Below are 24349 nucleotides of genomic sequence, written 5' to 3' on the forward strand. Positions count from 1 at the left end.
TCCCAGAATGAAAAAAGCCCGGTCACCCGGGCTTTTTTCATTTGGAGAGCGTACGCATCGCCCGTTTAGCGATGTAGCGGGTCTCGGGCGTGTCCGATTCGGCCAGCCACCGCGCGCAGAGCCGGTCGACCCATTCGCCCTGGCTCTTGCTCGCATCGTTGAGCCAGTTGGCCACCGAGTTCTGCACGTAGCGGCTCGGATCGGCGCGCAGCGGCTCCAGCAGCGGCAGCGCGAGCCAGGGCTCGGTCTTGAGCGCCTCGATCTGCGCGCACCACACGCCGCGCGGCCGCGTGAGTTCGCTGGCAAAACGGCGGATGTTGGGGTCGGCATCGAACACCCAGGGCTGCAGCAGCGCGAGTGCTTCGTCGAGCGAGGCGATGACCGCGTCGCGCACCGCCATCCATGCGATCTCGCGCACGCCGAAGTGCGGATCGGCGGCAAAGCGCCGCACGGCCTCCAGTTGCTGCGGCAGCGGCAGGCCCGAGAGCGTGACCCACTGCGCGGCCCAGCAGCGCGCCACGTCGCTCGCGTGCGTGGCCAGCCGGTGGGCGACGGCGTCGCGCTCGGCGTGCAGCGCAGCGAGGTCGTAGAGCGCGCGGGCGATGTGCCCGTGCCGCTGCATCGGCTTGAACGCCGCCAGCATCGCGAGCGTATCGGCCAGCCGCTCGCTCTGCGCGTCGAGCCCGATGTGCCCTGCCACGCTGCGCGCCAGTTGCGGCAGCTCCAGCGCCATGAATTCGTTGAGGTTGACGGTCTCGAGCAGCCCGTCGTTGAGCGCGCTCAGCACCTCCGGCGGAATCAGCGCGATTCGGAAGGCGCCCTTGCGCGCCTTCAAGTGCTCGACCGAGCCCATGGCATCCATTCGCCGGCCCCGCTCAGGAAGCGAGCAGGGTTTTCAGGTCCGACACCATGGCCGGCACGCCCGCACCATAGCGTGCGTAGAGCCGCAGGCGGCCCTGGGTGTCGTACACGTAGCTGGCGGCCGAGTGGTCCATCGAATAGCTGGTCGGCGTCTTGCCCTCGACCTTCTTGTAGTAGACCTTGTAGTCCTTCGCGAGCGCGGCCAGTTCGTCGGCGGTCGGAATCAGCGCCACGAAGCTCGGGTCGAACGCGCCCATGTAGGCCTTGAGCACCTCGGCCGTGTCGCGCGCCGGATCGACGGTGACGAACAGCACCTGCAGCTTGTCGCCGTCCTTGCCGAGCTGCTGCTTGACCTGCGCCATCTCGGTCATGGTGGTCGGGCAGACGTCGGGGCACTGCGCGTAGCCGAAGAACATCACGACCACCTTGCCCTTGAAGTCGGCCATGGTGCGGACCTTGCCGTCGGCATCTTTCAGCGAGAAGTCTTTCGCGTAGTCGGCACCGGTGATGTCCACCGCATTGAAGCTCTGCTTCTGTTCGCTGCAGGCGGAAAGCCCCAGGCCCAGGGTCGCGGCAACGCCCACCCAGCCGGCGCTTCCGGCGATCAATCTGAGAGCGTTCCGCTTGTTCATGGAAAAGACGTGTTCAATGGATGTAGTGATCGACGAGCAGCGCCAGGAACAGCACGCTCAGGTGGATCAGCGAGAAGCGGAAGGTCTTTCGCGCCAGGGTGTCGGAGTAGTTGCGCCACAGAGCGAACGCATAGCCGGTGAAGCCGATGCTCACCGCCACGGCCACCGCCAGGTACAGCCAGCCGCTCATGCCGTAGATGAAGGGCATCAGGCAGGCCGCGAACAGGATGAAGGTGTACAGCAGCACCTGCAGCCGCGTGAACTCGTTGCCGTGCGTGACGGGCAGCATCGGCAGGCCCGCCTTGCGGTAGTCCTCGACGCGGTAGAGCGCCAGCGCCCAGAAGTGCGGCGGCGTCCACAGGAAGATGATGAGGAAAAGGATCAGCGCCTCCGGGCCCACGTCGCCCGTCATCGCGGCCCAGCCCAGCACCGGCGGCATGGCGCCCGATGCTCCGCCGATCACGATGTTCTGCGGCGTCAGCGGCTTGAGGATCACGGTGTAGATCACCGCATAGCCGACGAAGGTGGCAAAGGTCAGCCACATGGTCAGCGGATTGACCGTGAACCACAGCAGCGCCGAACCGACGGCGCACAGCACCGCCGAGAAGACCAGCGCCTGCAGGTCGCTGAGCTGGCCGCGCGCGGTGGGACGCCACGCGGTGCGCTTCATCTTGGCGTCGATGCCCTTCTCGACCAGGCAGTTGAAAGCCGCCGCCGCCCCCGCCACCAGCCAGATGCCGATGCAGGCCAGCGCGCCGCGCTGCACGTCGGCCCACGACGGCATGCCGGGCACGGCCAGCACCATGCCGATGAGGGCGCAGAACACGATCAGCTGAACCACGCGCGGCTTGGTCAGCGCGTAGAACTGGCGCAGCACGTTGGCGGTGCTGCTCTGCTGAACGGAAATCGGGGTACTCACGCGGCGGCCTTCCTCTGGTTGTTGTTGTCGCGACCGGTTGCATTGTCACTGGCGCGCGCCACGCGTGCCTCGGAAACGGCGCGCCGGCTCTCGCACAGGGCCCACGTCAGCACCACGGCCAGCGCCGCGGCGCCCCCGGTGTGCAGCACGGCCGCCGCCAGCGGCCAGCCGAGCAGCACGTTGCCCAGGCCCGTGGCCAGTTGCAGCAACGCAAGACCCGCCAGCCAGCGCGCTTGCGGTTTCAGCGTGTCGATGCGGCGCAGGCGCCATGCCAGCACGCCGAGCGCGGCGAACACGGCGTACGCCATCAGCCGGTGCGCATAGTGGATGGCGGTGAGCGCTGAAAAGTCTAGCGGCTGGCCTTCGCCGGTCACGCCGAGGTGACGCCAGATCTCGAAGCCCTGCGCGAAGTTCATCGGCGGCCACCAGCTGTCCTGGCAGGTCGGGAACTGCGTGCATGCGAGCACCGCATAGTTGGTGCTGACCCAGCCGCCGAGCGCGATCTGCAGCACCAGCAGCACGGTGGTCGCGATGAGGCCGTTGCGCAGTGCCGGCGACACCGGCGTCGGCAGCCGGCGCGCGGCCGCCTGCCGGTAATGCACGGCCTGGATGCAGAGCAGCGCCAGCAGCACCACGGCGCCCAGCAGATGCAGCGTGACGATCGCGGGGAACAGCTTCCAGGTGACGGTGAGCGCGCCGAAGGCGCCCTGCAGGCAGACCCACACCAGGGTGAAGGCCGGCCACCAGGCGCTGAGCGTGGTGTGGTGATCACCGTCCTCGGAAGATGACGACTGCTGTGGCGCGCGGCGCTGGCGGCGGCGCGCGATCCAGGTCGCGCCTGCGAGCGTGAGGATCAGCACGCCGACGCCCGTTGCCAGGTATCGGTGAACCATCTCGACCCAGGCCTTGCCATGCGTGACCGGACCGGTCGGCTGCGCACTCTGCGCCATCGCGATCTCGTGGCGCGCACCGTGCGGACTGGCGTTGCCGTAGCAGCCGGGCCAGTCGGGGCAGCCCAGGCCCGAATCGGTGAGACGAGTGAAGGCGCCGAACAGGGTCAGGTCGAAAGTCAGGAACAGCGTGAGAACGGTCAGCGCATGCAGCCGGCGCGCCGGGCCTGCGCCCGCGTTGCGCCGCCAGACCCAGAGCAGCGGGCCGAGCGCGATCAGCACGCCCGCGGCCATGAGCCACGCGATCGGCGTGAGGTCGTAGAGCGAGCTCGTCGTGTCCATGCTGTGCTGCTTGCCTGTCTTGCTGCCGGCCCGTCAGCGGTCCGGCTTGTCCCACGACGCCGAGGCGCGCAGCAGGCGGTCGAGGTCGCGCTTGGCGCGGCTGGCGCCAGCGGCGTCCATGCGCGCGGGGAAACGCATCATCCAGTGGCCCATCGGGTCGACCACGTAGAGGTGTTCGGCCAGCGTGTGGCCCGACACGGGCACCAGCCACCTGGCCAGTTCGTCGGCAGGCACGCGCAGCACGGTCGCGCCGTGCAGGCCGTTGTTCAGCCGCTCGGGCACGGGCGCGGCGTCGCTCACCAGCCAGACGCGGTCCATGCGGTCTTTTTCGCGGCCCAGGCTTTCGCGCAGTTGCCGCTGCAGGTAGAGCTGCTGCTCGCACAGCGCATCGCAGGCGGCGTCGGCCACCGCGACCAGCAGCCACTGGCCTTTGAGGGTGGCCAGGTCGACCGGTGCGCCGTTGCGATCGGTGGCGATGACCTTCGGCAGCTCGCGCTGCGGGTCGATCAGCTCGCCGTAGACGCTGCGCCCCTCCGGCCGGATCACGTAGTAGGTGAAGTACGAGGCGATGACCGGCGCCGCGCACATCAGCATCACCGCGATCATCTTCCAGCGCCCGACGACCGTGCGCCGGCCCTCGGCGCCGTCGAGCGCCTGGTTCGGCGACGGCATCGAATGGACCGTCAGGCCCAGCGGCTCGTCAGAAGCGGCCATCGCGTGCGCGGCGTCTCGCGCGGCGGAAGGGTGTGATGAATTGGAACCAGACATAGAGGATGACGACGAGGGCCGACAGGCCGAACCACTGGAATGCGTAACCGTAGTGCCTCTCGAGGCCCAGCGCCGGGGCCGGCCAGTCTCGCTGCAAGCCCTCGGAGGCCGGCCCGGTCTGCTGCAGCGACACGTCGGTACGCAGCGGCATCTTGGTCTCGGCGCGGAAGGCCTCCAGGTCGAGATTTTGCCGGATGGGCGAATACCCTTCGACGGCCGGTGTCGGCGCGGCGGGCGCGGCCGGCGCGGGGGCTTCCGGTGCCGCTGCCGTTGCGGGCGCCGCTGTCGGTGCGGCGGGCGCGGGGGCGGGCGTGCCCAGCTCCAGCAGGTGGCTCGGGGGCGGCTCGAGCAGGCCCGTCACCTCGACGATGCCGGCCGGCGTGTCGACAGCGCCCAGCTTCGTGCGATCGACGAAGTTGCGCTGCACCCAGCCGCGCTGGACCATCACCGTCTGCTCGGTGCCCTCGAGCGCGAACGGCGTCAGCACGTAGAAGCCGGGCACGCCATGCATCTGGCGGTTGTCGAGGTACACGGTCTGCGGCGTGAGCCAGAGGCCGCGCAGGCGCACGGGGCGATGCAGTTCATCGGAAGGCTGCTGCAGCGCCAGGAACTCGGCCTGGGTGAGCGGCGGCTTCTGCTTCTGGGCCTCGATGCTGGCTTGGAGCGCCTCTTTCTGCGCGGCGCGCGAGAGCTGCCAGCGGCCCAGCGAAACGGTGGCCGCCAGCGTCAGCACGGCGGCGACGGTGACCAGCCAGAAACGACCGGGGCGGCGCCGGTCTTCGGAATACAGGGGTTGGGGAGTCACTGGAGGAAGCGGGGCGTGCGGCCGATAATGCGGGTCATGAAATATTTCGTCGCCCTGGTGTTCGTGGGCATCTTCGCGAGCCTCGCGTTTGCCCTGTTCTTCATGCTGAAGGACGGGCGCAACGGGCGCGCCAAGAGCGGCGGCATGGCGCGCGCCCTCACCTTTCGGATCGGGCTCTCGGTATTTTTGTTCCTCTGCATGCTGCTCGCCTGGAAACTCGGCTACATCCAGCCCACCGGGCTCCCGCTCGGCAAGTAGCAGGTGGTGCTCGTTCCACGAGAACCATGAAAAAGGCGCCTTCCGGCGCCTTTTTTGTGGAATGCCGCGAGGTGCTTCGCTCAAAGCCAGTAGACCAGCATGTAGAGACCGAGCCAGACGACGTCCACGAAGTGCCAATACCAGGCCGCGCCTTCGAAGCCGAAGTGGCGCTCCGGCGTGAAGTGCCCCTTCTGCAGCCGCAGCGTGATGAACAGCAGCATCAGCATGCCGATGAACACGTGCAGGCCGTGGAAGCCGGTCAGCATGAAGAAGGTCGAACCGTAGGTGCCGGAGCTGAGCTTGAGGTTCAGCTCGGTGTACAGGTGGTGGTACTCGTAGCCCTGCACGCCCAGGAAGATCAGGCCGAGCAGCACGGTCATCCACATGAAGCGGATGGTCTGCGCGCGGTGGCCGGCGCGCAGCGCATGGTGGGCGATGGTGAGGGTCACGCCCGAGCTCAGCAGCAGCGCGGTGTTGATCGTGGGCAGCCAGAACGGGCCGACGGTCTGGAAGGGCTCGACGATGCCGGCCGGCGAGCCGGTGGCGCCGGCGGCCATGCTGGGCCACACGGCCTTGAAGTCGGGCCAGAGGATCGCGTTGTCCAGGCTGCCGAGCGTCGGCAGCGCATGGGTGCGGGCCCACCACAGCGCGGTGAAGAAGGCGCCGAAGAACATCACTTCGGAGAAGATGAACCAGCTCATGCTCCAGCGGAACGACAGGTCCACCTTGTGGCCGTACTGCCCGCTCTCGCTCTCGCCGATGGCGGCGCGGAACCAGACGAACAGCGTGCCCAGCCAGACCAGCATGCCCGCCAGGAGCGACCAGGCGCCCCACGCATGGCCGTTGATCCACTGCGCGGCGCCCAGGATCACGAAGAACAAACCGATCGCGGCCGAGACCGGATAGGACGACGGTCCGGGCACGAAGTAGTAGGGCGTGGCGCCGTGGGTGGTTGAACTCATATCAGCTGCTCCTGGCTTTCTTTCTTCTCTCGATTCAATGGATTCTGCTCGTTCAGGCCGCGGCCACGTGGCGCACCAGCAGCACCAGCGCGACCACGAAGACGATCACGGCCACGAACGCCACCGCAATGATGTGCAGCGGGTTCAGCTTGCGCAGGTCTTCCTGGTAGGCGCTGTTCTTGCGAACGCCGAAGAACGACCACCCCACGGCCTTCACCGTGTCCCACAGCGAAGCCTTCGAAGCCTTCGAAGCTTTCGGCCGTTCGGGCGGCGTGCTCACGAGCGCGGCTCATTCGGGGCATTCGAAACGGCGGCGACCGGTGCCGCGGGCGTCTTGCCGCCCACCTCGAAGAAGGTGTACGACAGCGTGATGGTCTTCACGTCCTTGGAAATCTTGGGGTCGATCACGAAGGCGACCGGCCACTGCTTCTTCTCGCCCGGATCGAGCGTGTACTGGTTGAAGCAGAAGCACTCGAGCTTGTTGAAGTAGGGCGCTGCCTGCTGCGGCGCATAGCTAGGAATGGCCTGCGCGGCCATGCGGCGGTTCTGCACGTTCTGGAACTCGTACATCACCGTGTTGAGCTGGCCGGGATGCACCTGGATGGTCCGCTCCGCGGGCTTGAAGTCCCAGAGGCCGCCGCGCACGTTGGAATCGAACTCGACCGTGATGGTGCGGGTCATGTCGACTTGCGTGTTGTCGGGCACGCGCACCTTCTTGCCGCCGCTGGCACCACCGGGCACCTCCAGTTCGGAGAGCGCGAGGATGTTGATGCCGGTCATCTCGCAGATAGCGCGGTACATCGGCACCAGCGCATAGCCGAAGGCGAACATGCCGCAGGCCACGACGGCCAGCTTGCCGACCATGCGGACGTTGGCGCGGCGGATGCGTTGACCGATGCTCATGCTGGTGCTCCCGTTCGGTGGCCGGCGGCTCAGCGCGCGCCGAACCAGACCATGCGCACGATGAAGCCGATGAAGAACACCACGGCGATGGAGGCCAGCGTGAGCCCCATGCGCCGGTTGTTGCGTTTCTGCTCGGGTGTCATCGCGTGCTGGCTGTTGCTGCTGCGAAGCCGGTCAACCGATCACCTTGGTGGCGGTCGCGTCGAGCTTGGGCGGGTTCTCGAAGGTGTGGAACGGTGCCGGCGACGGCACTTCCCACTCGAGGCCCTCCGCGCCTTCCCACGGCTTCTGCGCAGCCTTCTCGCCCTTGCCGCGCATGGTCGGGAACACGACGAACAGGAAGAAGTACACCTGCGCGAAGCCGAAGAAGAACGCACCGACCGAAGCCACCGCGTTGAAGTCGGCGAACTGCATCGGGTAGTCGGCGTAGCGTCGCGGCATGCCGGCCAGGCCCAGGAAGTGCATCGGGAAGAAGGTCACGTTGAACGAGATCAGCGACCACCAGAAGTGCACCTTGCCGCGCGTCTCGTTGTACATGACGCCGGTCCACTTGGGCACCCAGTAGTAGAAGCCCGAGAACATGGCGAACAGCGAGCCGGCCACCAGCACGTAGTGGAAGTGGGCCACCACGTAGTAGGTATCTTGCAGCTGCGTGTCGATGGGTGCGACGGCCAGGATCAGGCCGGTGAAGCCGCCCATGGTGAACACGAAGATGAAACCGACCGCGAACAGCATGGGCGTCTCGAAGGTCATCGAGCCCTGCCACATGGTGGCGATCCAGTTGAAGATCTTCACGGCCGTGGGCACCGCGATCAGCATGGTCGCGTACATGAAGAACAGCTGGCCGGTCAGCGGCATGCCGGTCGTGAACATGTGGTGTGCCCACACGATGAACGACAGGATGGCGATCGACGAGGTGGCATACACCATCGAGGCATAGCCGAAGAGCTTCTTGCGGGCGAATGCCGGCACCACCTGGCTGATGATGCCGAAGGCCGGCAGGATCATGATGTAGACCTCGGGGTGGCCGAAGAACCAGAAGATGTGCTGGTACATCACCGGGTCGCCGCCGCCGGCGGGGTTGAAGAAGCTGGTGCCGAAGTGGCGGTCGGTCAGCGTCATCGTGATGGCGCCGGCGAGCACGGGCATCACGGCGATCAGCAGGTAGGCGGTGATGAGCCAGGTCCAGCAGAACATCGGCATCTTCATCAGCGTCATGCCGGGGGCGCGCATGTTGAGGATGGTGACGATGATGTTGATCGAACCCATGATCGACGAGGCGCCCATGATGTGCATCGCGAAGATGCCGGCGTCCATCGAGGGGCCCATCTGCAGCGTGAGCGGCGCGTAGAGCGTCCAGCCCGCGGCGGGTGCGCCGCCTGGCATGAAGAACGAACCCACCAGCATCAGCGCCGCCGGGATCAGCAGCCAGAAGCTGAAGTTGTTCATGCGCGCGAAGGCCATGTCGGAGGCGCCCACCTGCAGCGGGATCATCCAGTTCGCGAAGCCCACGAAGGCCGGCATGATGGCGCCGAACACCATGATCAGGCCGTGCATGGTGGTGAACTGGTTGAACAGCTCGGGGTTCACCAGCTGCAGGCCGGGCTGGAACAGCTCGGCGCGGATCAGCAGCGCGAGCACGCCGCCCACCATCAGCATCGTGAAGCTGAACAGCAGGTAGAGCGTGCCGATGTCCTTGTGGTTGGTCGCGAACACCCAGCGGCGCCAGCCGGTGGGCGCGTGGTGGTCGTGATGCTCGTCGTGCGCGTGGCCGCCGGGGACTGCGTGACCGTGGGGGTCGAGGACTGCACTCATTTCGTTGTTCCTTGCAATTTCTTCGTCGCGGGACGCTGTCGCATCACTTGCCGCGCAGGGCGAGCACTTCGGCCGGCTGCACCAGCTGGCCCGTCTTGTTCGACCAGCTGTTCTTGGTGTACGTGGCCACGGCCGCGAGGTCGGTGTCGCTCAGCTGCTTCCAGGACGGCATGGCGCCGTTGTTCTGGCCGTTGAGCAGCACGTGCAGTTGCACCGTGTGGTCGGCGTCGAGCACCTTCGGGTCGCCGTCGAGCGCCTTGATCGGGCCCGCGCCCTTGCCGTTGGCCTGGTGGCAGGCAGCGCAGTTGGCGGCGTAGACCTTCTCGCCGCGAACCATCATGTCGGGCAGCGTCCAGACCTTGGTCGGGTCGTCGAGCTTGGCGGCGGCGATCTTGCGCTGGTCGGCCACCCAGGCGGTGTAGTCGGCGGCCGAGACCACCTTCACCTGGATCGGCATGAAGGCGTGTTCCTTGCCGCACAGTTCCTGGCACTGGCCGTAGTAGGTGCCGATGGTCTCGGCGCGGAACCAGGTGTCGCGCACGAAGCCCGGAATGGCGTCCTGCTTGAGGCCCAGCTGCGGCACCGCGAAGGCGTGGATCACGTCGTTGGCGGTGGTGATGATGCGGATCTTCTTGTTGACCGGCACCACCAGCGGGTAGTCGACCTTCAGCAGGTAGTCGTCGGGCATCGCGCCCTTGGCGCCGGCGTCGGACATGGCGCGCTGCGAGCTGTCGAGCGTGGAGATGAAGGCCAGGCCCTCGCCTTCGCCGTTCAGGTAGTCGTAGCCCCACTTCCACTGGTAGCCGGTGGTCTTGATCGTGAGGTCGGCATTGGTGGTGTCCTTCTGGGCCACCAGCACCTTGGTGGCGGGCAGCGCCATGACGATCACGATGAGGAAGGGCACGATGGTCCAGATGACCTCGACCACCACCGACTCATGGAAGTTGGCGGCCTTGTGGCCCACCGACTTGCGGTGCTTCCAGATGGAATAGAACATGACCGCGAACACGCCCACGAAGATGACCGTGCAGAGGATCATCATGATCGTGTGGAGCAGGTGCTGCTCCTGCGCGATCTTGGTCACGCCGACCGGAAGATTCAACTGGCGCACCGAGGGGCCGCCGGGCAGATCGTTGATTGCGTGCGCCGCGCTGCTGAAAGCCGCGCCGGCCGCCAGCAACAGATTCGCCGGCCTGTACTTATTGCGCCAAATGCTCTTCATCGTGTTCACGTTTCTTCAATTTTTCGACAAACCCAACCGTGCAGCATTGCGCGAGCCCCCTCAGGCGCCACGCAACGCCATGCGAATCTCGCGGGCCAACGCCGCACGCAACTCCGGGCGTACATAGCGCCCCACCCTGACCGATCGACCCTGCCCCGAGACCTCGATCAGCGAGCGATCGCCGGCCTGGGGTTCGACCCGCACCTGGTGCGGAAGAAATTCCGTGCGCTCGTAGTGCCCGCCGTTCTCGAGCTCGACGACGAGGCGTCCCTCCTGCAGCGCGATCTTTTCGCCATCGGTCGCGTGCCGCGCGTAGACCATGAACGCGAATCCGACAGCGGCCAGTTCGAGCCAGGCGAAAGGCAGAACCAGCGGCGCACCGTGCAGCCAGAACAGGGTGCCGATGCCGAGCGATACCACGCACAGCGAAGCGTAGAGCCAGCCCAGCTGGCTCGGCGTCACCGAGCAGTTCCGCTTCAGGAACCAGTGGATGCTCTGGCCTGAAACGGTGGCAAATCGAAACACGGAATTCGACACGGGCGAGTTCAGCAAATCGGTGCGTCGACGGTCGCCCGACCCCTGGTACCCCCTCGTACAAACAGGATCCGACACCCCTCGATCGCGGGACAATACCCGCGAGTTCCACGCAACGGCGGATTGTAGCGGGTAGATACCTGCGCCAGAGTGCCCTGTGGGACGCCTACGGGTCACTACTAGTAGGCAAGAAACGGCCTCTGCGCCATGCGTTCCGGCCACCGGCCGGCCGGCGATCAGGCGCCCGGGCGACCCCGTTGCAGCATCGATCGCATCTCGCGCAGCGACACCGCGCTTTCGGCCGACAGCGACACCCGCGGCGCGGGCTTGAACGCATGGCCGTAGATGACCTCGAAGGTCAGCGCGATGCGCCCGCCACCCTCTTCGGCAGGCGCCAGCTCGGGCAGCGCCTTCTTCAGCGACTGGTGCCAGGCCTTGCCGCGCAGCGCCGGAAAGCGCGCCGGGTGCAGGTTGCGGCCCAGCGTGCGCAGCTCGGCCAGCGCCGCCTCGGGCGTGGCCCAGGTCAGCACGATGCGCTCCATGTCCATCACGGGCTCGGCGAAGCCGGCGTGGACAAGCATGTCGCCCCAGTCGTGCATGTCGGTGTACTCGTGGCCCGCGGCCGGCCAGCCGAGGCGGGCATGCAGCGCGCGCAGTTCGCGCACGGTGTCGGGGCCGAGACACGAGAACATCAGGAAGCCGTCGGTGGCGACCAGCTTGTGCCAATGCGCGATGAGTGCCTCCGGGTCGGCCGCCATGTGCAGCGACATGTTGGCCCAGAGCAGGTCGACGCCGTCTTCGGGCGGCGCGTCGAAACGTGCCTTGCCGCCCTGCCAGCGGCGCGCGCTCCACCACGGCGCTGCCAGCGCCTGGCCGGTGGCGGCGGCGAGCGCGGGCTCGGGCTCGATGACGAAGGACGCGGCGTCCTTGTAGCGGCGGGCGACCAGCTCGTGGGCCTCGAGGCCGCCGCGCAGCGGTGCCCAGTCGGCCCAGGTGCGGGGCTGGGCCTTGATCCATTGCAGCCGGTCTTCCATGCGGCGGCCGATTTCCTCATGGAGCCAGGGGGAGCCGTCGGCAGGCGCAAGGCGACGCCAGCGGGCTGCCGCCGTGGCATCGATGGTCGGCGGTCGTCGTGAGGGGTCGGTGGCCATGGGGCAGTGAGTATATTGAGCGATGTCCAGCCAGCACGCCCTGAGGCCTTTCCGTCCTTTCACCGCCCTGCTCGGGCGGCTGCCGAGCCAGTGCGCGGTCTGCCGCGCATGGCCGTCGCGCCCGGTGTGCGACGCCTGCGTGGCCCGCTTCGCCCCGCCGGCGGCACGCTGCGGCGGCTGCGCACTGCCGTTGCCCGAGGGCGTGACCCGCTGCGGCGACTGCGTTGCGCATCCGCCGCCGCTCGATGCCTGCCTTGCCGCCTGCACCTACGCCTGGCCGTGGCCGGACGCCATCGCCGCCTTCAAGTTCCGCGGCGAGGCCGGCTGGGCCGCCCCGTTCGCCACGCTGATGCGCAGCGCGCCATGGGTCGAGCCGGCGCTGGAGCAATGCGACCTGGTGCTGCCGATGCCGCTGGCGCCCGGCCGGTTGCGCGAGCGCGGTTTCAACCAGGCACATGAACTCGCGCGGCGCCTGTGCGCAGGCAAGACCGACGCGAGCCTGCTGCTGCGCACCCGCGAGACGCCGGCCCAGAGCGGCCTCGCGCGCGCCGAGCGCCTGCTCAACCTGCGCGGCGCCTTCGCCGTGGAGCCGCTGCGCGCGGAAAAAGTCAGCGGCCGGCGCATCGTGCTGGTCGACGACGTGATGACCAGCGGCGCGTCGCTGTTCACGGCTGCCGAAGCGCTGCGGCTGGCGGGTGCTGCCCACATCACGGCGGTGGTGCTGGCCCGCACCGACCCGCCGCGCTGAGCCCCGCGCCTGGGGCGCCGACAATCGGCGCATGTTCCATATCGTCCTGGTCCACCCCGAGATTCCGCCGAACACCGGCAACGTCATCCGGCTCGCCGCCAACACCGGCTGCACGCTGCACCTGGTCGAGCCGCTCGGCTTCTCGATGGACGACCGCCTGCTGCGCCGCGCCGGGCTCGACTATCACGAGTACGCCGAAGTCAAGCGCCACGCCGACTGGCAGGCCCTGCTCGCCACCGAGCTGCCGCCGGCCGACCGGATGTTCGCCCTCACCACCCGCGGCACGCGGGCCGTGCATGACGTGCGCTTCCAGCCCGGCGACTGGCTGGTCTTCGGCTCGGAGACCAGCGGCTTGCCGCCTGCCGTGCGCGACGGCTTCGCCGAGGCCCAGCGGCTGCGGCTGCCGATGCGCGAAGGGCAGCGCAGCCTGAATCTTTCGAACGCGGTAGCCGTCACCGTGTTCGAAGCCTGGCGGCAAAACGGCTTCGGGTGACACAAAGAAACAAAGTCGCGGGCTCCAGGCAAGGCGGAAGCGCATCCGATCGGGCATGACGGCCGTATGGAAAGCATGCCGGCCGCAAAGCGTTCGGCATCCGATCCATCAACCCCGTTACAGAGGAGTCTTGCAATGAACACCAAGCCGATCGCCCTTGCCGTCTTCGCCACGCTGGCTTTCGCCGGCAGCGCCCAAGCCTTCCAGGGTGAACAGAACCCGCTGCCGCCCGCCCCCTTCCAGTCGACGATGTCGCGCGCACAGGTGCAGGCCGACGCGCGCCAGCCGTTCAGGGTCACGAATGGCGGCACCGGCGCACTCCAGGCCCGCGACGGCAGCACCGACCGCGGCGCGGTACGCCAGAGCGCGCTGAGCATCACGCGCCAGGGCGCCGCCACCTACGGCGAAGTGACCGACCGCCGGATGTAAGAAAAACCGGAGAAGGTCAGCGGTAGCGCCGCGCGACCGACTCCGCCACGCAGGCCGGCTTGGCCGCGCCTTCGAGTTCGATGGTGGTTTCCCAGGTCATCTGGAAACCATCGTCGGCAATGGGCTCCGAGCTCAGCAGCTTCATGCGCGCCCGCAGCCGCTTGCCCACCGGCACCGGCGACATGAAGCGCACCCGGTTCATGCCGTAGTTCACGCCCATTCGCGACTCCACCACGTCGATGGCCGTCTCGAAGAATCGCGGCAGCAGCGACAGCGTGAGAAAACCGTGCGCGATCGGCGCGCCGAAGGGGCCGGCCTTGGCCCGTTCCACGTCGACATGGATCCACTGGTGGTCGCCCGTCGCCTCGGCGAACTGGTTGACCTGTTCCTGCGTGATGGTGATCCAGTCGCTCACTGCGACTTCCTGGCCGACGCAGGCGGAAAGATCCTGAAGAGTCTGGAATGTCTTTTTGGTCATGCGGGGCATTCTGGTGCCAACGGCGGGCGGGGGGCTGTCGGGCTCGCGACAACCGGGCTCAGGGAAAACCGGGAGGCGCCTTCAGGCGTCGAGCCATTCGCAGATCGGCTGCCATTGCTCCAGGTCGCGCTGCACGCGGCCCGGCGCGATGTCGAACACCGTGAGCCCGCGCGCTGCGAGCTGAACGTAGTTCTGGGTGTCGCGCAGCTCGCCGATCACCGGCACGCCGAGTCCCTCGATGAACTCGTGCAGCCGGTCCGCGGCCAGCGTGCGGGCGTTCACCCGCATGCCGACGAGGCCGATCTGCGTCTTTTCGGCGCGGCGCTGTTCCTTGAGGCGGTCGAGAAAGTCGCGCGTCGCGTAGATGTCGAAGATGCTCGGCTGCAGCGGCACGATCACGCGGTCGGCCAGCGCCAGCACTTCCTTGAAGCGCCAGCCGTGCAGCCCGGCCGGTGTGTCCAGCACCGCGTGCGTGGTGCCGCGCGGCGGCCTCACCACCGTGCTGTCTCCGGTGGCTTCCCAGGTGGCGATGGGGCGGGCCTGGGGCGGGCGCAGGCCCAGCCACAGCCGGGAGGACTGCTGGCGGTCCACGTCGCCCAGCATCACGGCATGGCCGCGGCTTGCGAAATAGCCCGCGACGTTCGTCGCGATCGTCGACTTGCCGACCCCGCCCTTGGGATTGGCGACCAGAACCACCGGCATAAGGCACTCCTCCAGAACTGGGACAGCCGGAATGGTAGTCGCTGGCGCGTTTTTGCCCGACGCGCCGGCCCCGACTGAGATATGTTCTCGGCATGACGACAACAACATCCATGGGAACCACCGCCGCCGGTCCTGGCGGCATCTACGTGCTGGCGGCGCACCCGCACTGGCGCGATTCACGCGTCAACCGCCGCATGCTGGCCGCCGCCCGCGCCGTGCCGGGCGTCGAGGTGAACGACCTCTACGGCAGCTACCCCGACTTCTCCATCGACGTCGAGGAAGAGCAGGCCCGGCTCGCCAAGGCCAGCCTGGTGGTGCTGCTGCACCCGATCCAGTGGTATTCCATGCCCGCGCTGCAGAAGCTGTGGCTCGACGACGTGCTCGCCTACGGCTGGGCCTACGGCCCCGGCGGCACGGCGCTGCAGGGAAAAGACCTCTGGCTGGCGGTCACCACCGGCAGCCCGGAGGCCAGCTACCACCCGCAGAGCTACCACCGCTACTTCTTCGACGCCTTCCTGCCGCCCTACGAACAGACCGCCGCGCTGTGCGGCATGCGCTTCCTGCCGCCGCTGATCTTCCACGGCGCGCGCAGCGCCCCCGAGGCCGAGGTGGCCGCGCACGTCCAGACCTTCGCCCAGCGCCTGGGCAGCTACCCCGACTGGCCCGAGATCGAGGAAATCGACGCCTGCATCGCCTGCCCGGTGCCCGAAGCCGATCGCCCGGCCGATCCGGACGACATCGACAAGGCCGTGTCCAACGCCTTCCACAGCGCCATGACCCACGGGCTGGCCACGGCTTCCGCAAGCAAGGCACCCTGATGGAACACGCACCCGCCTGGCTGACCAGCAGCCTGATCTACCTGAGCGCCGCCGTGCTGGTGGTGCCGCTGTCGAAGGCCCTGGGCCTCGGCTCCATCATCGGCTACCTGGTGGCCGGCATCGCCATCGGGCCCTGGGGGCTGGGGCTGGTGTCCAGCGTCCAGGACGTGCTGCACTTCGCCGAGTTCGGCGTGGTGCTGATGCTGTTCCTGGTGGGCCTCGAGCTCGAGCCCAAGCGCCTGTGGAACCTGCGCCGCCCGATCTTCGGCTGGGGCACCGCGCAGGTGGTCAGCTGCGCCGCGGTGCTCTTCGCCGCGGGCTGTGCGGTGGGCGCGGAATGGCGCGTGGCGCTGGTGGCCTCGCTGGGCCTGGCGCTGTCGTCCACCGCGATCGCGCTGCAGGTGTTCGGCGAGCGCAACCTGCTGAAGACGCCGAGCGGACAGGCCGGCTTCTCGATCCTGCTGTTCCAGGACGTGGCGGCCATTCCCATCCTCGCACTGCTGCCGCTGCTGGCCGGCGCCACCGCCGCCGAGCAGTCGATCAGCGGGCTCGACCGCGCGCTGGAAGCCGCGAAGATCATCGGCGTGATCGGCGGCATCATCCTCGGCGGCCGGCTGCTGCTGCGCCCGGTGCTGCGCTGGATCGCGCGCAGCGACACGCCCGAGATCTTCACCGCCGCCGCGCTGCTGCTGGTGGTGGCCATCGCTGCGCTGATGCAGCTGGTGGGCCTGTCGATGGCGCTGGGCGCCTTCCTGGCCGGCGTGCTGCTGGCCGAGAGCGAATACCGGCGCGAGCTGGAGACCGACATCGAGCCCTTCAAGGGCCTGCTGCTGGGCCTGTTCTTCATTGCCGTGGGCATGTCGATCAACTTCGGCGTGCTCATTGCGAGCCCCTGGATCATGGCGGCGCTGGTGGTCGGCTTCATGGTCGTCAAGCTGGCGGTGATCTATGCGCTGGCCAAGGCGATGGGCATCGCCTACCAGGAGCGGCCGGTGTTCACGCTGCTGCTAGCGCAGGGCGGCGAATTCGCGTTCGTGGTGTTCCAGGCCGCGGGCCCCGACGTGCTGCCGCCGGAGATCACGTCGCTGCTGATCGGCGCGGTCGCGCTGTCGATGCTGCTGTCGCCGCTGCTGCTGGTGCTGCTCGACAAGTTCGTGCTGCCGCGCTACAGCCGCAACCACGGCCCGCAGCTCGAGGAAATCTCCGAGCAGCAGGACGCCAAGGTGCTGATCTGCGGCTTCGGCCGCTACGGCCAGATCGTCGGGCGCATGCTGATGTCGCAGGGCCTGCGCGTGACCGTGCTCGACCACGACGCCGACACCGTCGAAGGCCTGCGCCAGTTCGGCTTTCGCGTGTTCTACGGCGACGCCACGCGGCTCGACCTGCTGCGCACCGCGGGCGCCGGCACGGCCAAGGCCATCGTGGTGGCGGTGGACGACATCGAGCAATCGCTGGAAATCGTCGATCTGGTGAAGGAGAACTTCCCGCAGGCGCGCATCATCGCGCGGGCCCGCAACGTGACGCACCTGTTCCAGCTGCGCGACCGCGGCGTGACGGATGTGGAGCGCGAGGTGTTCGAGTCTTCTCTGCGCAGCGCCCGCGCCACGCTCGAAGCGCTGGGATGGCCGGCGCACGAGGCGCGCGAGTCGACCATGCGCTTCCGCCAGCGGAACATCAAGCTCAGCGACGAGATCTATCCCCACTACAAGGACCGCGCCAAGCTGATCGCCGCCAACAAGGCCGGCCGCCAGCAGTTCGAGGAACAGATGGCGCGCGAGCGCGAGGAGCGGCAGCGCCGCTCGGGACGCGACTGGGACCGGCTCGACGCGGAGGAAGCCGCAGCGAAGGAAGAGGCGGACGCGTAGCGGCGAGGCCCCTCAGGCGCCCAGCTTCAGCAGCCTGACCGCGTTGCCCTTGAGGATGCCGGGCATCACCTCGGGCTTGAAGCCGGCGTTCTCGAAGTCGCGCATCCAGCGGTCGGGCGTGATCAGCGGATAGTCGCTGCCGAACAGGATGCGGTCTTTCAGCAGGGTGTTGGCGTACTGCACCAGTTGCTTCGGAAAGTACTTGGGGCTCCAGCCGGACAGGTCGATCCACACGTTGGGCTTGTGCGTGGCCACGCTCAGCGCCTCGTCCTGCCAGGGAAAGCTGGGGTGCGCCATGACGATCTGCATGTCGGGGAAGTCGATGGCCACGTCGTCCAGGTGCATCGGGTTGCTGTACTCCAGCCGCAGGCCGCCGCCGCAGCGCATGCCCGAGCCGATGCCGCTGTGGCCGGTGTGGAAGATGGCCGGCAGGCCGTATTCGGCAATCACTTCGTAGATGGGCCAGGCCATCTTGTCGTAGGGGTGGTAGCCCTGCACCGTCGGGTGGAACTTGAAGCCCTTCACGCCGTGCTCCTCGATGAGCCTGCGCGCCTCGCGCGCGCCCATCTTTCCCTTGTGCGGATCGACGCTCCCGAAGGCGATCATGATGTCGCTGTTGTTCTTCGCGGCCTCGGCGATCTCTTCGTTCGGAATGCGCCGGCGGCCCATGTTCGACTCCGCGTCGACCATGAACATCACCAGCCCGATCTTGCGTTCACGGTAGTACGCCACGCTCTCCGCGATGGTGGGCCGGCCGCTGGAGCCGAAGTACTTGTCGGCGGCGCGGTCGTATTCCTCGCCGTAGTTGTCGAACGGGTTCCAGCAGCTCACTTCGGCGTGCGTGTGGATATCGATCGCAACGAGGTTCTCGTAGTCCATGTGTTTGTCTCCAGTGCGGGTAAGTCCCTAGCTTCGGGCAGGCTCGAATGCCTTGAATTGATTATTTCTCATAACCATAATCCAACGCAACCCCGAACACCTTCCCATGACCAATCCAGACCTCCAACTCGACATCCGCGACGAAGTCGCCATCGTCCGCCTGACGCGCGGCTCCAAGCGCAACGCGCTGTCGGACGGCCTGATCCTCGCACTGCGCGACACTTTCGAGAAGCTGCCCTCCACCGTGCGCGCCGCGGTGATCGACGGCGAAGGCCCGCACTTCTGCGCCGGCCTCGACCTCAGCGAACTGAAGGAGCGCGACGCCGGCCAGGGCATGCAGCACTCGCGCATGTGGCACGCAGCGCTCGACCTGATCCAGCACGGCCCAGTGCCGGTGATCGCCGCGCTGCACGGCGCGGTGGTCGGCGGCGGGCTCGAGCTGGCCAGCGCCTGCCACATCCGCGTGGCCGACCGCAGCACCTTCTACGCGCTGCCCGAAGGCTCGCGCGGCATCTTCGTGGGCGGCGGCGGCTCGGTGCGCATCCCCAAGCTGATCGGCGTGGCCCGCATGACCGACATGATGATGACCGGCCGCGTCTACAACGCCGAGGACGGCGAGCGCGCCAACTTCGCGCAGTACCTGGTCGACGAAGGCACGGCCTTCGACAAGGCCTTCGAGCTCGCCAAGCGCGTGGCCACCAACGCGCCGCTGACCAACTACGCGCTCATGCATGCGCTGCCGCGCATCGCCGAGCAGTCGGCCGACCACGGCTTCTTCACCGAAGCGCTCATGGCCGGCATCGCCCAGGCCGCCCCCGAAGCCAAGGAACGCGTGCGCGATTTCCTCGAAGGCCGGGGCGCGAAGGTGAGCAAGACATGACCGCCATCCGATACCGCCCGCTGGCCTTCGGCGTGACCCGCGCCGTGCTGCGCGAAGGAGCGCCTGGCACGCAGTACCTCACCGCCGAGACGCGGCTCGAAAGCTACCGCGAGCGCATGACCGACCGCCTCGCGCACTGGGCCGAGGCCACGCCCGATCGCACCTTCATCGCCCGCCGCGAACGGCTGGCCGACGGCAGCACCGGCGACTGGATCCGCGTGAGCTACGCCGAGGCGCTGCAGAAGGCCCGCGGTATCGGACAAGCCCTGTTGAATCGCGGCCTGAGCGCCGAGCGGCCCGTGGCGATCCTCAGCGAGAACGGCATCGAGCATGCGCTGCTCGCGCTCGGCTGCCTCTATGCCGGCGTGCCCTACTGCCCCGTGTCGCCGCCCTACTCGCTCGTGAGCCAGGACTTCGAGAAGCTGCGCCACGTGTTCGACACGCTGACGCCGGGCCTCGTGTTCGCCACCGATGCGGCACGCTACGGCCGCGCCATCGCGGCGGTCGTCCCCGCCGGGACCGAAGTCGTCATTGCGGAAGGCGAGCTCGAAGGCCGCGCCGCCACTTCGCTCGACGCACTGGCCTCGACGCCCGCCACGCCCGCCATCGACGAAGCGATGCGCGCGACCGGCCCCGACACCATCACCAAGTTCCTCTTCACCTCGGGCTCCACCAAGATGCCCAAGGCCGTCATCAACACGCACCGCATGTGGTGCGCCAACCAGCAGCAGCTGCGCCAGTCGATTCCCGCGCTGGGCGACGAGCCGCCGGTACTGGTCGACTGGCTGCCCTGGAACCACACCTTCGGCGGCAACCACAACGTGGGCATCGTGCTGGACAACGGCGGCACGCTCTACGTCGACGACGGCAAGCCCACGCCCGCCGGCATGGCCGAGACGCTGCGCAACCTGCGCGAGATCGCGCCCACCATCTACTTCAACGTGCCCACCGGCTTCGAAGCCATCGCGCACGCGATGGAAACCGATGCGGTGCTGCGCCGCAACCTGCTGTCGCGCGTGAAGATGTTCTTCTACTCGGGCGCCGCGCTGTCGCAGCCCGTGTGGGACAGCCTGCACAAGACGCAGGAGTCTGAAGTGGGCGAGCGCATCGTCATGGGCACCGGCCTGGGCATGACCGAATCGGGCCCCTTCGCGCTGTACGTGACCGGGCCCGACGTGAAGTCGGGCGACGTCGGCCTGCCCGCGCCGGGCATCGAGCTCAAGCTGATCGAGGTCGACGGCAAGACCGAAGTGCGCTACCGCGGCCCCAACATCACGCCCGGCTACTGGCGCGCGCCCGAGGCCACGGCCGAGGCTTTCGACGAAGAAGGCTTCTTCTCCACCGGCGATGCGGTCAAGTGGATCGACGACGGCAACATCCACCGCGGCCTGCGCTTCGACGGCCGCATCGCGGAAGACTTCAAGCTCGCCACCGGCACCTTCGTGAGCGTGGGCCCCATGCGCGCGAAGATCATCGCGGCCGGCGCGCCCTATGTGCAGGACGCGGTGCTGACCGGCATCAACCTGAAGGAAGTGGGCGCGCTGATCTTCCCGACGCAGAAGGTGCGGCAGCTCGCGGGCCTGCCCGCCGACGCCACGATGCAGCAGGTGCTCGAAAGCGCGCCGGTGCAGGCGCACTTCCAGCAGGTGGTCGACACGCTGGCCGCGAGCGCCACCGGCAGCGCCAACCGCATCGCGCGGCTGCACCTGATGGCCGAGCCGCCGTCCATCGACAAGGGCGAAGTGACCGACAAGGGCTCCATCAACCAGCGCTCGGTGCTCAAGCACCGCGCCGCGCTGGCCGACGCGATGCACGACGGCACCCTGCCCTTCACCCTCAAGCCCCGCTAACCCCATCCAGGAGACACAAGAATGAAGATCGAAGGACAAGCCGCCCTCGTCACCGGCGGCGCATCGGGCCTTGGCGAAGCCACCGCACGCGAACTCGCGCGCCTGGGCGCCAAGGTCGCCGTGCTCGACCGCAATGCCGCACTGGCCGAGAAGGTGGCCGCCGAGATCGGCGGCGTCGCCTGCGTCTGCGACATCACCGACACCGACAGCGTGAACGCCGCGCTGGACAAGGCCGAGGCCGCGCACGGCACCGCGCGCACCCTGATGAACGTGGCCGGCATCGGCAGCGCCAAGCGCATCGTCGGCAAGGACGGCAACCCCGCGCCGCTTGAAGACTTCGTGCGCGTGGTCAACATCAACCTGATCGGCGGCTACAACATGGCGCGCCTGTTCGCGGCGCGCTGCGCGAAGCTGCCGGCGCTCGACAACGGCGAGAAGGGCGTGATGCTCTTCACCGCATCGGTGGCGGCCTTCGACGGCCAGGTCGGCCAGCAGGCCTACAGCGCCTCCAAGGGCGGGCTCGTCGGCATGACGCTGCCGATGGCGCGCGACCTGGCGCAGCACGCCATCCGCGTGTGCACCGTGGCGCCGGGCCTCTTTGCCACGCCGCTGCTGCTGGAGCTGCCCGAGCCGGTGCAGCAGTCGCTGGCCGCGTCCATCCCGTTTCCGCCGCGCCTGGGCAAGCCATCGGAATTCGCCGAGCTGGCATGCCACGTCGTCACCAACGGCCACCTCAACGGCGAGGTGATCCGCCTCGACGGCGCGCTGCGCATGGCGCCGCGCTGAGCCGCACCCTTTCGCGTACCCGAGTTCCCGCCCCGCAACGTATTCAGGAGACATCAATGACCTTCAGGAAGACCACTCTCGCCGCCGTGCTGGCGCTCATGGCAGCGGGCTTCGCCCATGCCGACATCACCATCGGCGTGGTGCAGCCGCTGACCGGCCCCGCTTCGGGCCTGGGCATCCCGGTGAAGAACGGCATCGCGATCTGGCCCAAGACCATCGCGGGCGAAACGCTCAAGGTGGTGGTGCTCGACGACGCGACCGACCCGACCACGGGCGTGAAGGACGCGCAGCGCCTGGTCACCGAAGACAAGGCCGACATCATCATCGGCTCCAGCGCCACGCCGGTGGCCATTCCCATGGCCGACGTGACCGCCGAGTCGGGCACGCCGCAGCTGTCGACCGCGCCGGCCGGCCTGCCGCCGGGCAAGGACAAGTGGTTCTTCCGCCTGCCGCAGTCGAACGACGTGATGGCCTATGCGGTGGTCGCGCACATGAAGAAGCAGAACGTGAAGACGGTCGGCTTCCTCGGCTACACCGACGCCTACGGCGAACTGTGGCTCAAGGCGCTGACCGCCGAAGCCGCCAAGAACGGCATCAAGATCGTCGCCACCGAGCGCTTCGCGCGTGCCGACACCAGCGTGACCGGCCAGGTGCTCAAGCTCACCTCGGCAAACCCGGACGCGATCCTGATCGTGGCCTCGGGCAGCGGCGCGGGCATGCCGCAGAAGGCGGTGATGGAGCGCGGCTACAAGGGCAAGGTCTACCAGACGCACGCCGCCGCCACGCAAGACCTGATGCGCACCGCCGGCAAGGACGCCGAAGGCACCTTCGTGGTGTCGGGCCCCGCCACGGTGGCCGAGCAGCTGCCAGACAGCCATCCGTCGAAGGCGGCAGCCGTGGCCTTCGTGCAGGGCTACGAGAAAGCCTACGGCCCCGGGTCGCGCAACCAGTTCGCCGGCCACGCGGCCGACGCGCTCACGGTGCTCGAGAAGGCCGTTCCGGTCGCGCTCAAGAAGGCCAAGCCCGGCACGCCGGAGTTCCGCGCCGCGCTGCGCGACGCGCTCGAAGGCATGGGCCGCACGGTGCTCGCGCACGGCGTGCTCAACTGGACGGCGCAGGACCACTGGGGCTACACGACCGAGACCGGCGTGATGCTCAAGGTGGTGAACGGCGCGTTCAAGGTCGAGCAGTAAACCCTTTCTCCAGCCGCACCACACACACGCCATGGATCTCTCGATCGCCAGCATCCTGACGCTGGACGGACTCACCAATGGCGCGATCTATGCCCTGCTGGGCATGGGCATCGTGCTCGTCTTCACGGTGACCCGCGTCATCTTCATCCCGCAGGGCGAATTCGTGGCGTACGGCGCGCTGACGCTGGCGATCTTCCAGACCGGCAAGACGCCGGGCACGGTGTGGCTGCTGCTGATTCTGGCCGGCGTCGCCGCGCTGATGGACCTGGTGAGCGTCTGGCGCCACAGCGGCAGCGCGGCGGCCGGGCTGAAAGCAGCGCTGCGCACCTTCGCGCTGCCGGCCGTGGTCTGCGCGGTGTCGGCCTGGGCCGGCCCGCGCAACCTGCCCATCGGCGTGCAGGCGCTGCTCACGGTGTTCATCGTCACGGCTTTCGGGCCGCTGGTGTACCGGGTGGCTTACCAATCGCTGGCGGGCGCGAGTTCGCTGGTGCTGCTGATCGTCTCGGTGGGCGTGCATTTCGCGATGACGGGGCTGGGCCTGCTGTTCTTCGGCGCCGAGGGCTTCCGCAACCCGCCGTTCTGGGACGAGCGCATGGCGCTGGGGCCGCTGAACGTGAGCGGGCAGGCGCTGATCATCTTCGGCGTGTCGGCGGCGCTGATCGTGCTGCTGTGGCTTTTCTTCGAGCGCAGCCTGTATGGCAAGGCGCTGCGCGCGACGGCGGTGAACCGGCTCGGCGCGCGGCTGATGGGCATCTCGACGCAGGCGGCGGGGCAGCTCACGTTCGCGATGGCGGCGCTGATCGGTGCGTTGTCGGGGCTCCTGATCGGGCCGACGACCACGGTGTTCTACGACTCGGGCTTCCTCATCGGCCTGAAGGGCTTCGTCGCCGGCGTGATCGCGGGCCTGGCGAGCTATCCGGGCGCGCTGATCGGTGCGCTGGCGGTGGGCGTGATCGAGGCCTTCGGCTCTTTCTGGGCCAGTTCGTTCAAAGAGGTGATCGTGTTCACCATCATCCTGCCGGTGCTGCTGTGGCGTTCTTTGCGCAGCGGGCATTCGGACGAGGAGCACTGATGAACATCCCTTCTCATGTTTGTCGCTCCATGTGTCATGCAGGGCGCGCTCACGCCGACGGGGTACCTTGCTCCGCGAATGTCCCCCGGCCTGC

General features: G+C 68.0%; 28 protein-coding genes. 11 read left to right on the forward strand and 17 right to left on the reverse strand.

The genetic code is table 11. The features are described from left to right. Positions 1–37: 37 nt before the first annotated feature. From QRN67_RS18230 to QRN67_RS18255, 6 genes are read right to left on the reverse strand one after another with little or no spacing between them, the layout of a single operon-like run. A complete protein-coding gene (locus tag QRN67_RS18230) occupies positions 38–862 on the reverse strand; it encodes a DNA alkylation repair protein (protein ID WP_285412984.1) in 825 nt (274 codons plus the stop codon). A gap of 13 nt (positions 863–875) precedes the next feature. Continuing rightward, positions 876–1493, reverse strand: a complete 618-nt coding sequence (locus tag QRN67_RS18235; RefSeq protein WP_081269919.1) for an SCO family protein — start codon at positions 1491–1493, stop codon at positions 876–878. 13 nt (positions 1494–1506) lie between these two features. Further along, positions 1507–2412, reverse strand: coding sequence for a heme o synthase (cyoE, locus tag QRN67_RS18240; protein WP_081269920.1), 906 nt, complete (start codon positions 2410–2412; stop codon positions 1507–1509). Next, positions 2409–3644 (reverse strand): COX15/CtaA family protein, encoded by a 1236-nt coding sequence (locus tag QRN67_RS18245; protein WP_285412985.1) that lies wholly within the window; start codon positions 3642–3644, stop codon positions 2409–2411. The genes cyoE and QRN67_RS18245 overlap by 4 nt, the downstream gene beginning before the upstream one ends. A gap of 33 nt (positions 3645–3677) precedes the next feature. Further along, positions 3678–4358 carry a redox-active disulfide-containing membrane protein gene (locus QRN67_RS18250; protein WP_285412986.1) on the reverse strand — a complete coding sequence of 227 codons (681 nt, stop codon included), beginning with the start codon at positions 4356–4358 and terminating at the stop codon, positions 3678–3680. Beyond that, on the reverse strand, positions 4345–5217 hold the full coding sequence (locus QRN67_RS18255) for an SURF1 family protein (RefSeq protein ID WP_285412987.1): 873 nt from the start codon (positions 5215–5217) through the stop codon (positions 4345–4347). The genes QRN67_RS18250 and QRN67_RS18255 overlap by 14 nt, the downstream gene beginning before the upstream one ends. 27 nt (positions 5218–5244) lie before the next feature. On the opposite strand from QRN67_RS18255, the gene QRN67_RS18260 reads away from it, so the two are divergent. Beyond that, entirely contained in the window at positions 5245–5475 is a 231-nt protein-coding gene (locus QRN67_RS18260) for a twin transmembrane helix small protein (RefSeq protein WP_081269924.1), read from the forward strand. 80 nt (positions 5476–5555) lie between these two features. Here the strand turns inward: QRN67_RS18260 and QRN67_RS18265 are convergent, their stop codons facing one another. The 8 genes from QRN67_RS18265 to QRN67_RS18300 all read right to left on the reverse strand — a co-directional run bounded on the left by QRN67_RS18265 (position 5556) and on the right by QRN67_RS18300 (position 12062). Then, positions 5556–6437, reverse strand: coding sequence for a cytochrome c oxidase subunit 3 (locus QRN67_RS18265; RefSeq protein ID WP_081269925.1), 882 nt, complete (start codon positions 6435–6437; stop codon positions 5556–5558). Positions 6438–6489: 52 nt separating this feature from the next. Continuing rightward, positions 6490–6717: a DUF2970 domain-containing protein gene (locus QRN67_RS18270; protein WP_285412989.1), complete on the reverse strand. Its 228-nt coding sequence runs from the start codon at positions 6715–6717 to the stop codon at positions 6490–6492. Next, positions 6714–7340: a cytochrome c oxidase assembly protein gene (locus tag QRN67_RS18275; protein ID WP_106936887.1), complete on the reverse strand. Its 627-nt coding sequence runs from the start codon at positions 7338–7340 to the stop codon at positions 6714–6716. The genes QRN67_RS18270 and QRN67_RS18275 overlap by 4 nt, the downstream gene beginning before the upstream one ends. Before the next feature lie 29 nt (positions 7341–7369). After that, positions 7370–7483 carry a cytochrome oxidase small assembly protein gene (locus tag QRN67_RS18280; protein ID WP_216639236.1) on the reverse strand — a complete coding sequence of 38 codons (114 nt, stop codon included), beginning with the start codon at positions 7481–7483 and terminating at the stop codon, positions 7370–7372. 31 nt (positions 7484–7514) lie between these two features. Next, positions 7515–9155, reverse strand: a complete 1641-nt coding sequence (gene ctaD, locus QRN67_RS18285) for a cytochrome c oxidase subunit I (RefSeq protein WP_106936886.1) — start codon at positions 9153–9155, stop codon at positions 7515–7517. Between the two features lie 43 nt (positions 9156–9198). Beyond that, positions 9199–10377 carry a cytochrome c oxidase subunit II gene (coxB, locus tag QRN67_RS18290; RefSeq protein WP_081269929.1) on the reverse strand — a complete coding sequence of 393 codons (1179 nt, stop codon included), beginning with the start codon at positions 10375–10377 and terminating at the stop codon, positions 9199–9201. 60 nt (positions 10378–10437) lie between these two features. Continuing rightward, the gene (locus QRN67_RS18295; protein WP_081269930.1) at positions 10438–10914 is read right to left on the reverse strand and encodes a DUF2244 domain-containing protein; all 477 of its coding nucleotides are present in this window, start codon (positions 10912–10914) and stop codon (positions 10438–10440) included. Between the two features lie 233 nt (positions 10915–11147). Then, on the reverse strand, positions 11148–12062 hold the full coding sequence (locus QRN67_RS18300) for a class I SAM-dependent methyltransferase (protein WP_285412993.1): 915 nt from the start codon (positions 12060–12062) through the stop codon (positions 11148–11150). A gap of 22 nt (positions 12063–12084) precedes the next feature. Between QRN67_RS18300 and QRN67_RS18305 the strand changes: the two genes are divergently transcribed. The 3 genes from QRN67_RS18305 (at position 12085) to QRN67_RS18315 (ending at position 13732) form a co-directional block, all read left to right on the forward strand. Continuing rightward, positions 12085–12810, forward strand: a complete 726-nt coding sequence (locus QRN67_RS18305; RefSeq protein WP_285412994.1) for a ComF family protein — start codon at positions 12085–12087, stop codon at positions 12808–12810. A gap of 31 nt (positions 12811–12841) precedes the next feature. Further along, the gene (gene trmL, locus QRN67_RS18310; RefSeq protein ID WP_081269933.1) at positions 12842–13303 is read left to right on the forward strand and encodes a tRNA (uridine(34)/cytosine(34)/5-carboxymethylaminomethyluridine(34)-2'-O)-methyltransferase TrmL; all 462 of its coding nucleotides are present in this window, start codon (positions 12842–12844) and stop codon (positions 13301–13303) included. Between the two features lie 135 nt (positions 13304–13438). Then, a complete protein-coding gene (locus QRN67_RS18315; RefSeq protein WP_081269934.1) occupies positions 13439–13732 on the forward strand; it encodes a DUF4148 domain-containing protein in 294 nt (97 codons plus the stop codon). Between the two features lie 16 nt (positions 13733–13748). On the opposite strand, the gene QRN67_RS18320 is transcribed toward QRN67_RS18315, so the two are convergent. Together QRN67_RS18320 and QRN67_RS18325 are read right to left on the reverse strand one after the other, a co-directional pair. After that, the gene (locus QRN67_RS18320) at positions 13749–14219 is read right to left on the reverse strand and encodes a MaoC family dehydratase (protein ID WP_081269935.1); all 471 of its coding nucleotides are present in this window, start codon (positions 14217–14219) and stop codon (positions 13749–13751) included. A 72-nt stretch (positions 14220–14291) separates the two neighbouring features. Further along, positions 14292–14912, reverse strand: coding sequence for a nucleotide-binding protein (locus QRN67_RS18325; RefSeq protein ID WP_285412995.1), 621 nt, complete (start codon positions 14910–14912; stop codon positions 14292–14294). 92 nt (positions 14913–15004) lie between these two features. On the opposite strand from QRN67_RS18325, the gene kefF reads away from it, so the two are divergent. Both kefF and kefC read left to right on the forward strand, forming a co-directional pair. Further along, the gene (gene kefF / locus QRN67_RS18330; protein WP_285412997.1) at positions 15005–15730 is read left to right on the forward strand and encodes a glutathione-regulated potassium-efflux system oxidoreductase KefF; all 726 of its coding nucleotides are present in this window, start codon (positions 15005–15007) and stop codon (positions 15728–15730) included. Beyond that, positions 15730–17595 (forward strand): glutathione-regulated potassium-efflux system protein KefC, encoded by a 1866-nt coding sequence (gene kefC / locus QRN67_RS18335; RefSeq protein WP_285412998.1) that lies wholly within the window; start codon positions 15730–15732, stop codon positions 17593–17595. The genes kefF and kefC overlap by 1 nt, the downstream gene beginning before the upstream one ends. 12 nt (positions 17596–17607) lie before the next feature. Here the strand turns inward: kefC and QRN67_RS18340 are convergent, their stop codons facing one another. Next, positions 17608–18474 carry an amidohydrolase family protein gene (locus QRN67_RS18340; protein WP_285412999.1) on the reverse strand — a complete coding sequence of 289 codons (867 nt, stop codon included), beginning with the start codon at positions 18472–18474 and terminating at the stop codon, positions 17608–17610. A 106-nt stretch (positions 18475–18580) separates the two neighbouring features. On the opposite strand from QRN67_RS18340, the gene QRN67_RS18345 reads away from it, so the two are divergent. Genes QRN67_RS18345 through QRN67_RS18365 form a run of 5 tightly spaced genes read left to right on the forward strand, consistent with a single transcriptional unit; the run spans position 18581 to position 24255 of the window. Continuing rightward, on the forward strand, positions 18581–19354 hold the full coding sequence (locus QRN67_RS18345) for a crotonase/enoyl-CoA hydratase family protein (protein ID WP_081269940.1): 774 nt from the start codon (positions 18581–18583) through the stop codon (positions 19352–19354). After that, positions 19351–21204, forward strand: coding sequence for a feruloyl-CoA synthase (locus tag QRN67_RS18350; RefSeq protein ID WP_285413001.1), 1854 nt, complete (start codon positions 19351–19353; stop codon positions 21202–21204). Before QRN67_RS18345 ends, QRN67_RS18350 begins: the two co-directional genes overlap by 4 nt. A gap of 21 nt (positions 21205–21225) precedes the next feature. Beyond that, the gene (locus tag QRN67_RS18355) at positions 21226–21990 is read left to right on the forward strand and encodes an SDR family NAD(P)-dependent oxidoreductase (protein WP_081269942.1); all 765 of its coding nucleotides are present in this window, start codon (positions 21226–21228) and stop codon (positions 21988–21990) included. Positions 21991–22046: 56 nt separating this feature from the next. Then, entirely contained in the window at positions 22047–23183 is a 1137-nt protein-coding gene (locus QRN67_RS18360) for an ABC transporter substrate-binding protein (RefSeq protein WP_081269943.1), read from the forward strand. Positions 23184–23214: 31 nt separating this feature from the next. After that, the gene (locus QRN67_RS18365) at positions 23215–24255 is read left to right on the forward strand and encodes a branched-chain amino acid ABC transporter permease (protein WP_081269944.1); all 1041 of its coding nucleotides are present in this window, start codon (positions 23215–23217) and stop codon (positions 24253–24255) included. Positions 24256–24349 lie beyond the last annotated feature (94 nt).

Source organism: Variovorax sp. efr-133-TYG-130 (assembly GCF_030208835.1).
Classification (GTDB): domain Bacteria; phylum Pseudomonadota; class Gammaproteobacteria; order Burkholderiales; family Burkholderiaceae_C; genus Variovorax.

Coding starts and splice junctions, on each gene's coding strand:
- trmL (WP_081269933.1), top strand. CDS start 12,842: ATGTTCCATATCGTCCTGGTCCACCCCGAGATTCCGCCGAACACCGGC.
- QRN67_RS18265 (WP_081269925.1), bottom strand. CDS start 6,437: ATGAGTTCAACCACCCACGGCGCCACGCCCTACTACTTCGTGCCCGGA.
- QRN67_RS18345 (WP_081269940.1), top strand. CDS start 18,581: ATGACCAATCCAGACCTCCAACTCGACATCCGCGACGAAGTCGCCATC.
- QRN67_RS18315 (WP_081269934.1), top strand. CDS start 13,439: ATGAACACCAAGCCGATCGCCCTTGCCGTCTTCGCCACGCTGGCTTTC.
- ctaD (WP_106936886.1), bottom strand. CDS start 9,155: ATGAGTGCAGTCCTCGACCCCCACGGTCACGCAGTCCCCGGCGGCCAC.
- QRN67_RS18305 (WP_285412994.1), top strand. CDS start 12,085: ATGTCCAGCCAGCACGCCCTGAGGCCTTTCCGTCCTTTCACCGCCCTG.
- coxB (WP_081269929.1), bottom strand. CDS start 10,377: ATGAAGAGCATTTGGCGCAATAAGTACAGGCCGGCGAATCTGTTGCTG.
- QRN67_RS18235 (WP_081269919.1), bottom strand. CDS start 1,493: ATGAACAAGCGGAACGCTCTCAGATTGATCGCCGGAAGCGCCGGCTGG.
- QRN67_RS18250 (WP_285412986.1), bottom strand. CDS start 4,358: ATGGCCGCTTCTGACGAGCCGCTGGGCCTGACGGTCCATTCGATGCCG.
- QRN67_RS18365 (WP_081269944.1), top strand. CDS start 23,215: ATGGATCTCTCGATCGCCAGCATCCTGACGCTGGACGGACTCACCAAT.
- QRN67_RS18260 (WP_081269924.1), top strand. CDS start 5,245: ATGCGGGTCATGAAATATTTCGTCGCCCTGGTGTTCGTGGGCATCTTC.
- kefF (WP_285412997.1), top strand. CDS start 15,005: ATGACGACAACAACATCCATGGGAACCACCGCCGCCGGTCCTGGCGGC.
- QRN67_RS18360 (WP_081269943.1), top strand. CDS start 22,047: ATGACCTTCAGGAAGACCACTCTCGCCGCCGTGCTGGCGCTCATGGCA.
- kefC (WP_285412998.1), top strand. CDS start 15,730: ATGGAACACGCACCCGCCTGGCTGACCAGCAGCCTGATCTACCTGAGC.
- QRN67_RS18325 (WP_285412995.1), bottom strand. CDS start 14,912: ATGCCGGTGGTTCTGGTCGCCAATCCCAAGGGCGGGGTCGGCAAGTCG.
- QRN67_RS18320 (WP_081269935.1), bottom strand. CDS start 14,219: ATGCCCCGCATGACCAAAAAGACATTCCAGACTCTTCAGGATCTTTCC.
- QRN67_RS18245 (WP_285412985.1), bottom strand. CDS start 3,644: ATGGACACGACGAGCTCGCTCTACGACCTCACGCCGATCGCGTGGCTC.
- QRN67_RS18280 (WP_216639236.1), bottom strand. CDS start 7,483: ATGACACCCGAGCAGAAACGCAACAACCGGCGCATGGGGCTCACGCTG.
- QRN67_RS18355 (WP_081269942.1), top strand. CDS start 21,226: ATGAAGATCGAAGGACAAGCCGCCCTCGTCACCGGCGGCGCATCGGGC.
- QRN67_RS18230 (WP_285412984.1), bottom strand. CDS start 862: ATGGATGCCATGGGCTCGGTCGAGCACTTGAAGGCGCGCAAGGGCGCC.
- QRN67_RS18300 (WP_285412993.1), bottom strand. CDS start 12,062: ATGGCCACCGACCCCTCACGACGACCGCCGACCATCGATGCCACGGCG.
- QRN67_RS18340 (WP_285412999.1), bottom strand. CDS start 18,474: ATGGACTACGAGAACCTCGTTGCGATCGATATCCACACGCACGCCGAA.
- QRN67_RS18350 (WP_285413001.1), top strand. CDS start 19,351: ATGACCGCCATCCGATACCGCCCGCTGGCCTTCGGCGTGACCCGCGCC.
- QRN67_RS18275 (WP_106936887.1), bottom strand. CDS start 7,340: ATGAGCATCGGTCAACGCATCCGCCGCGCCAACGTCCGCATGGTCGGC.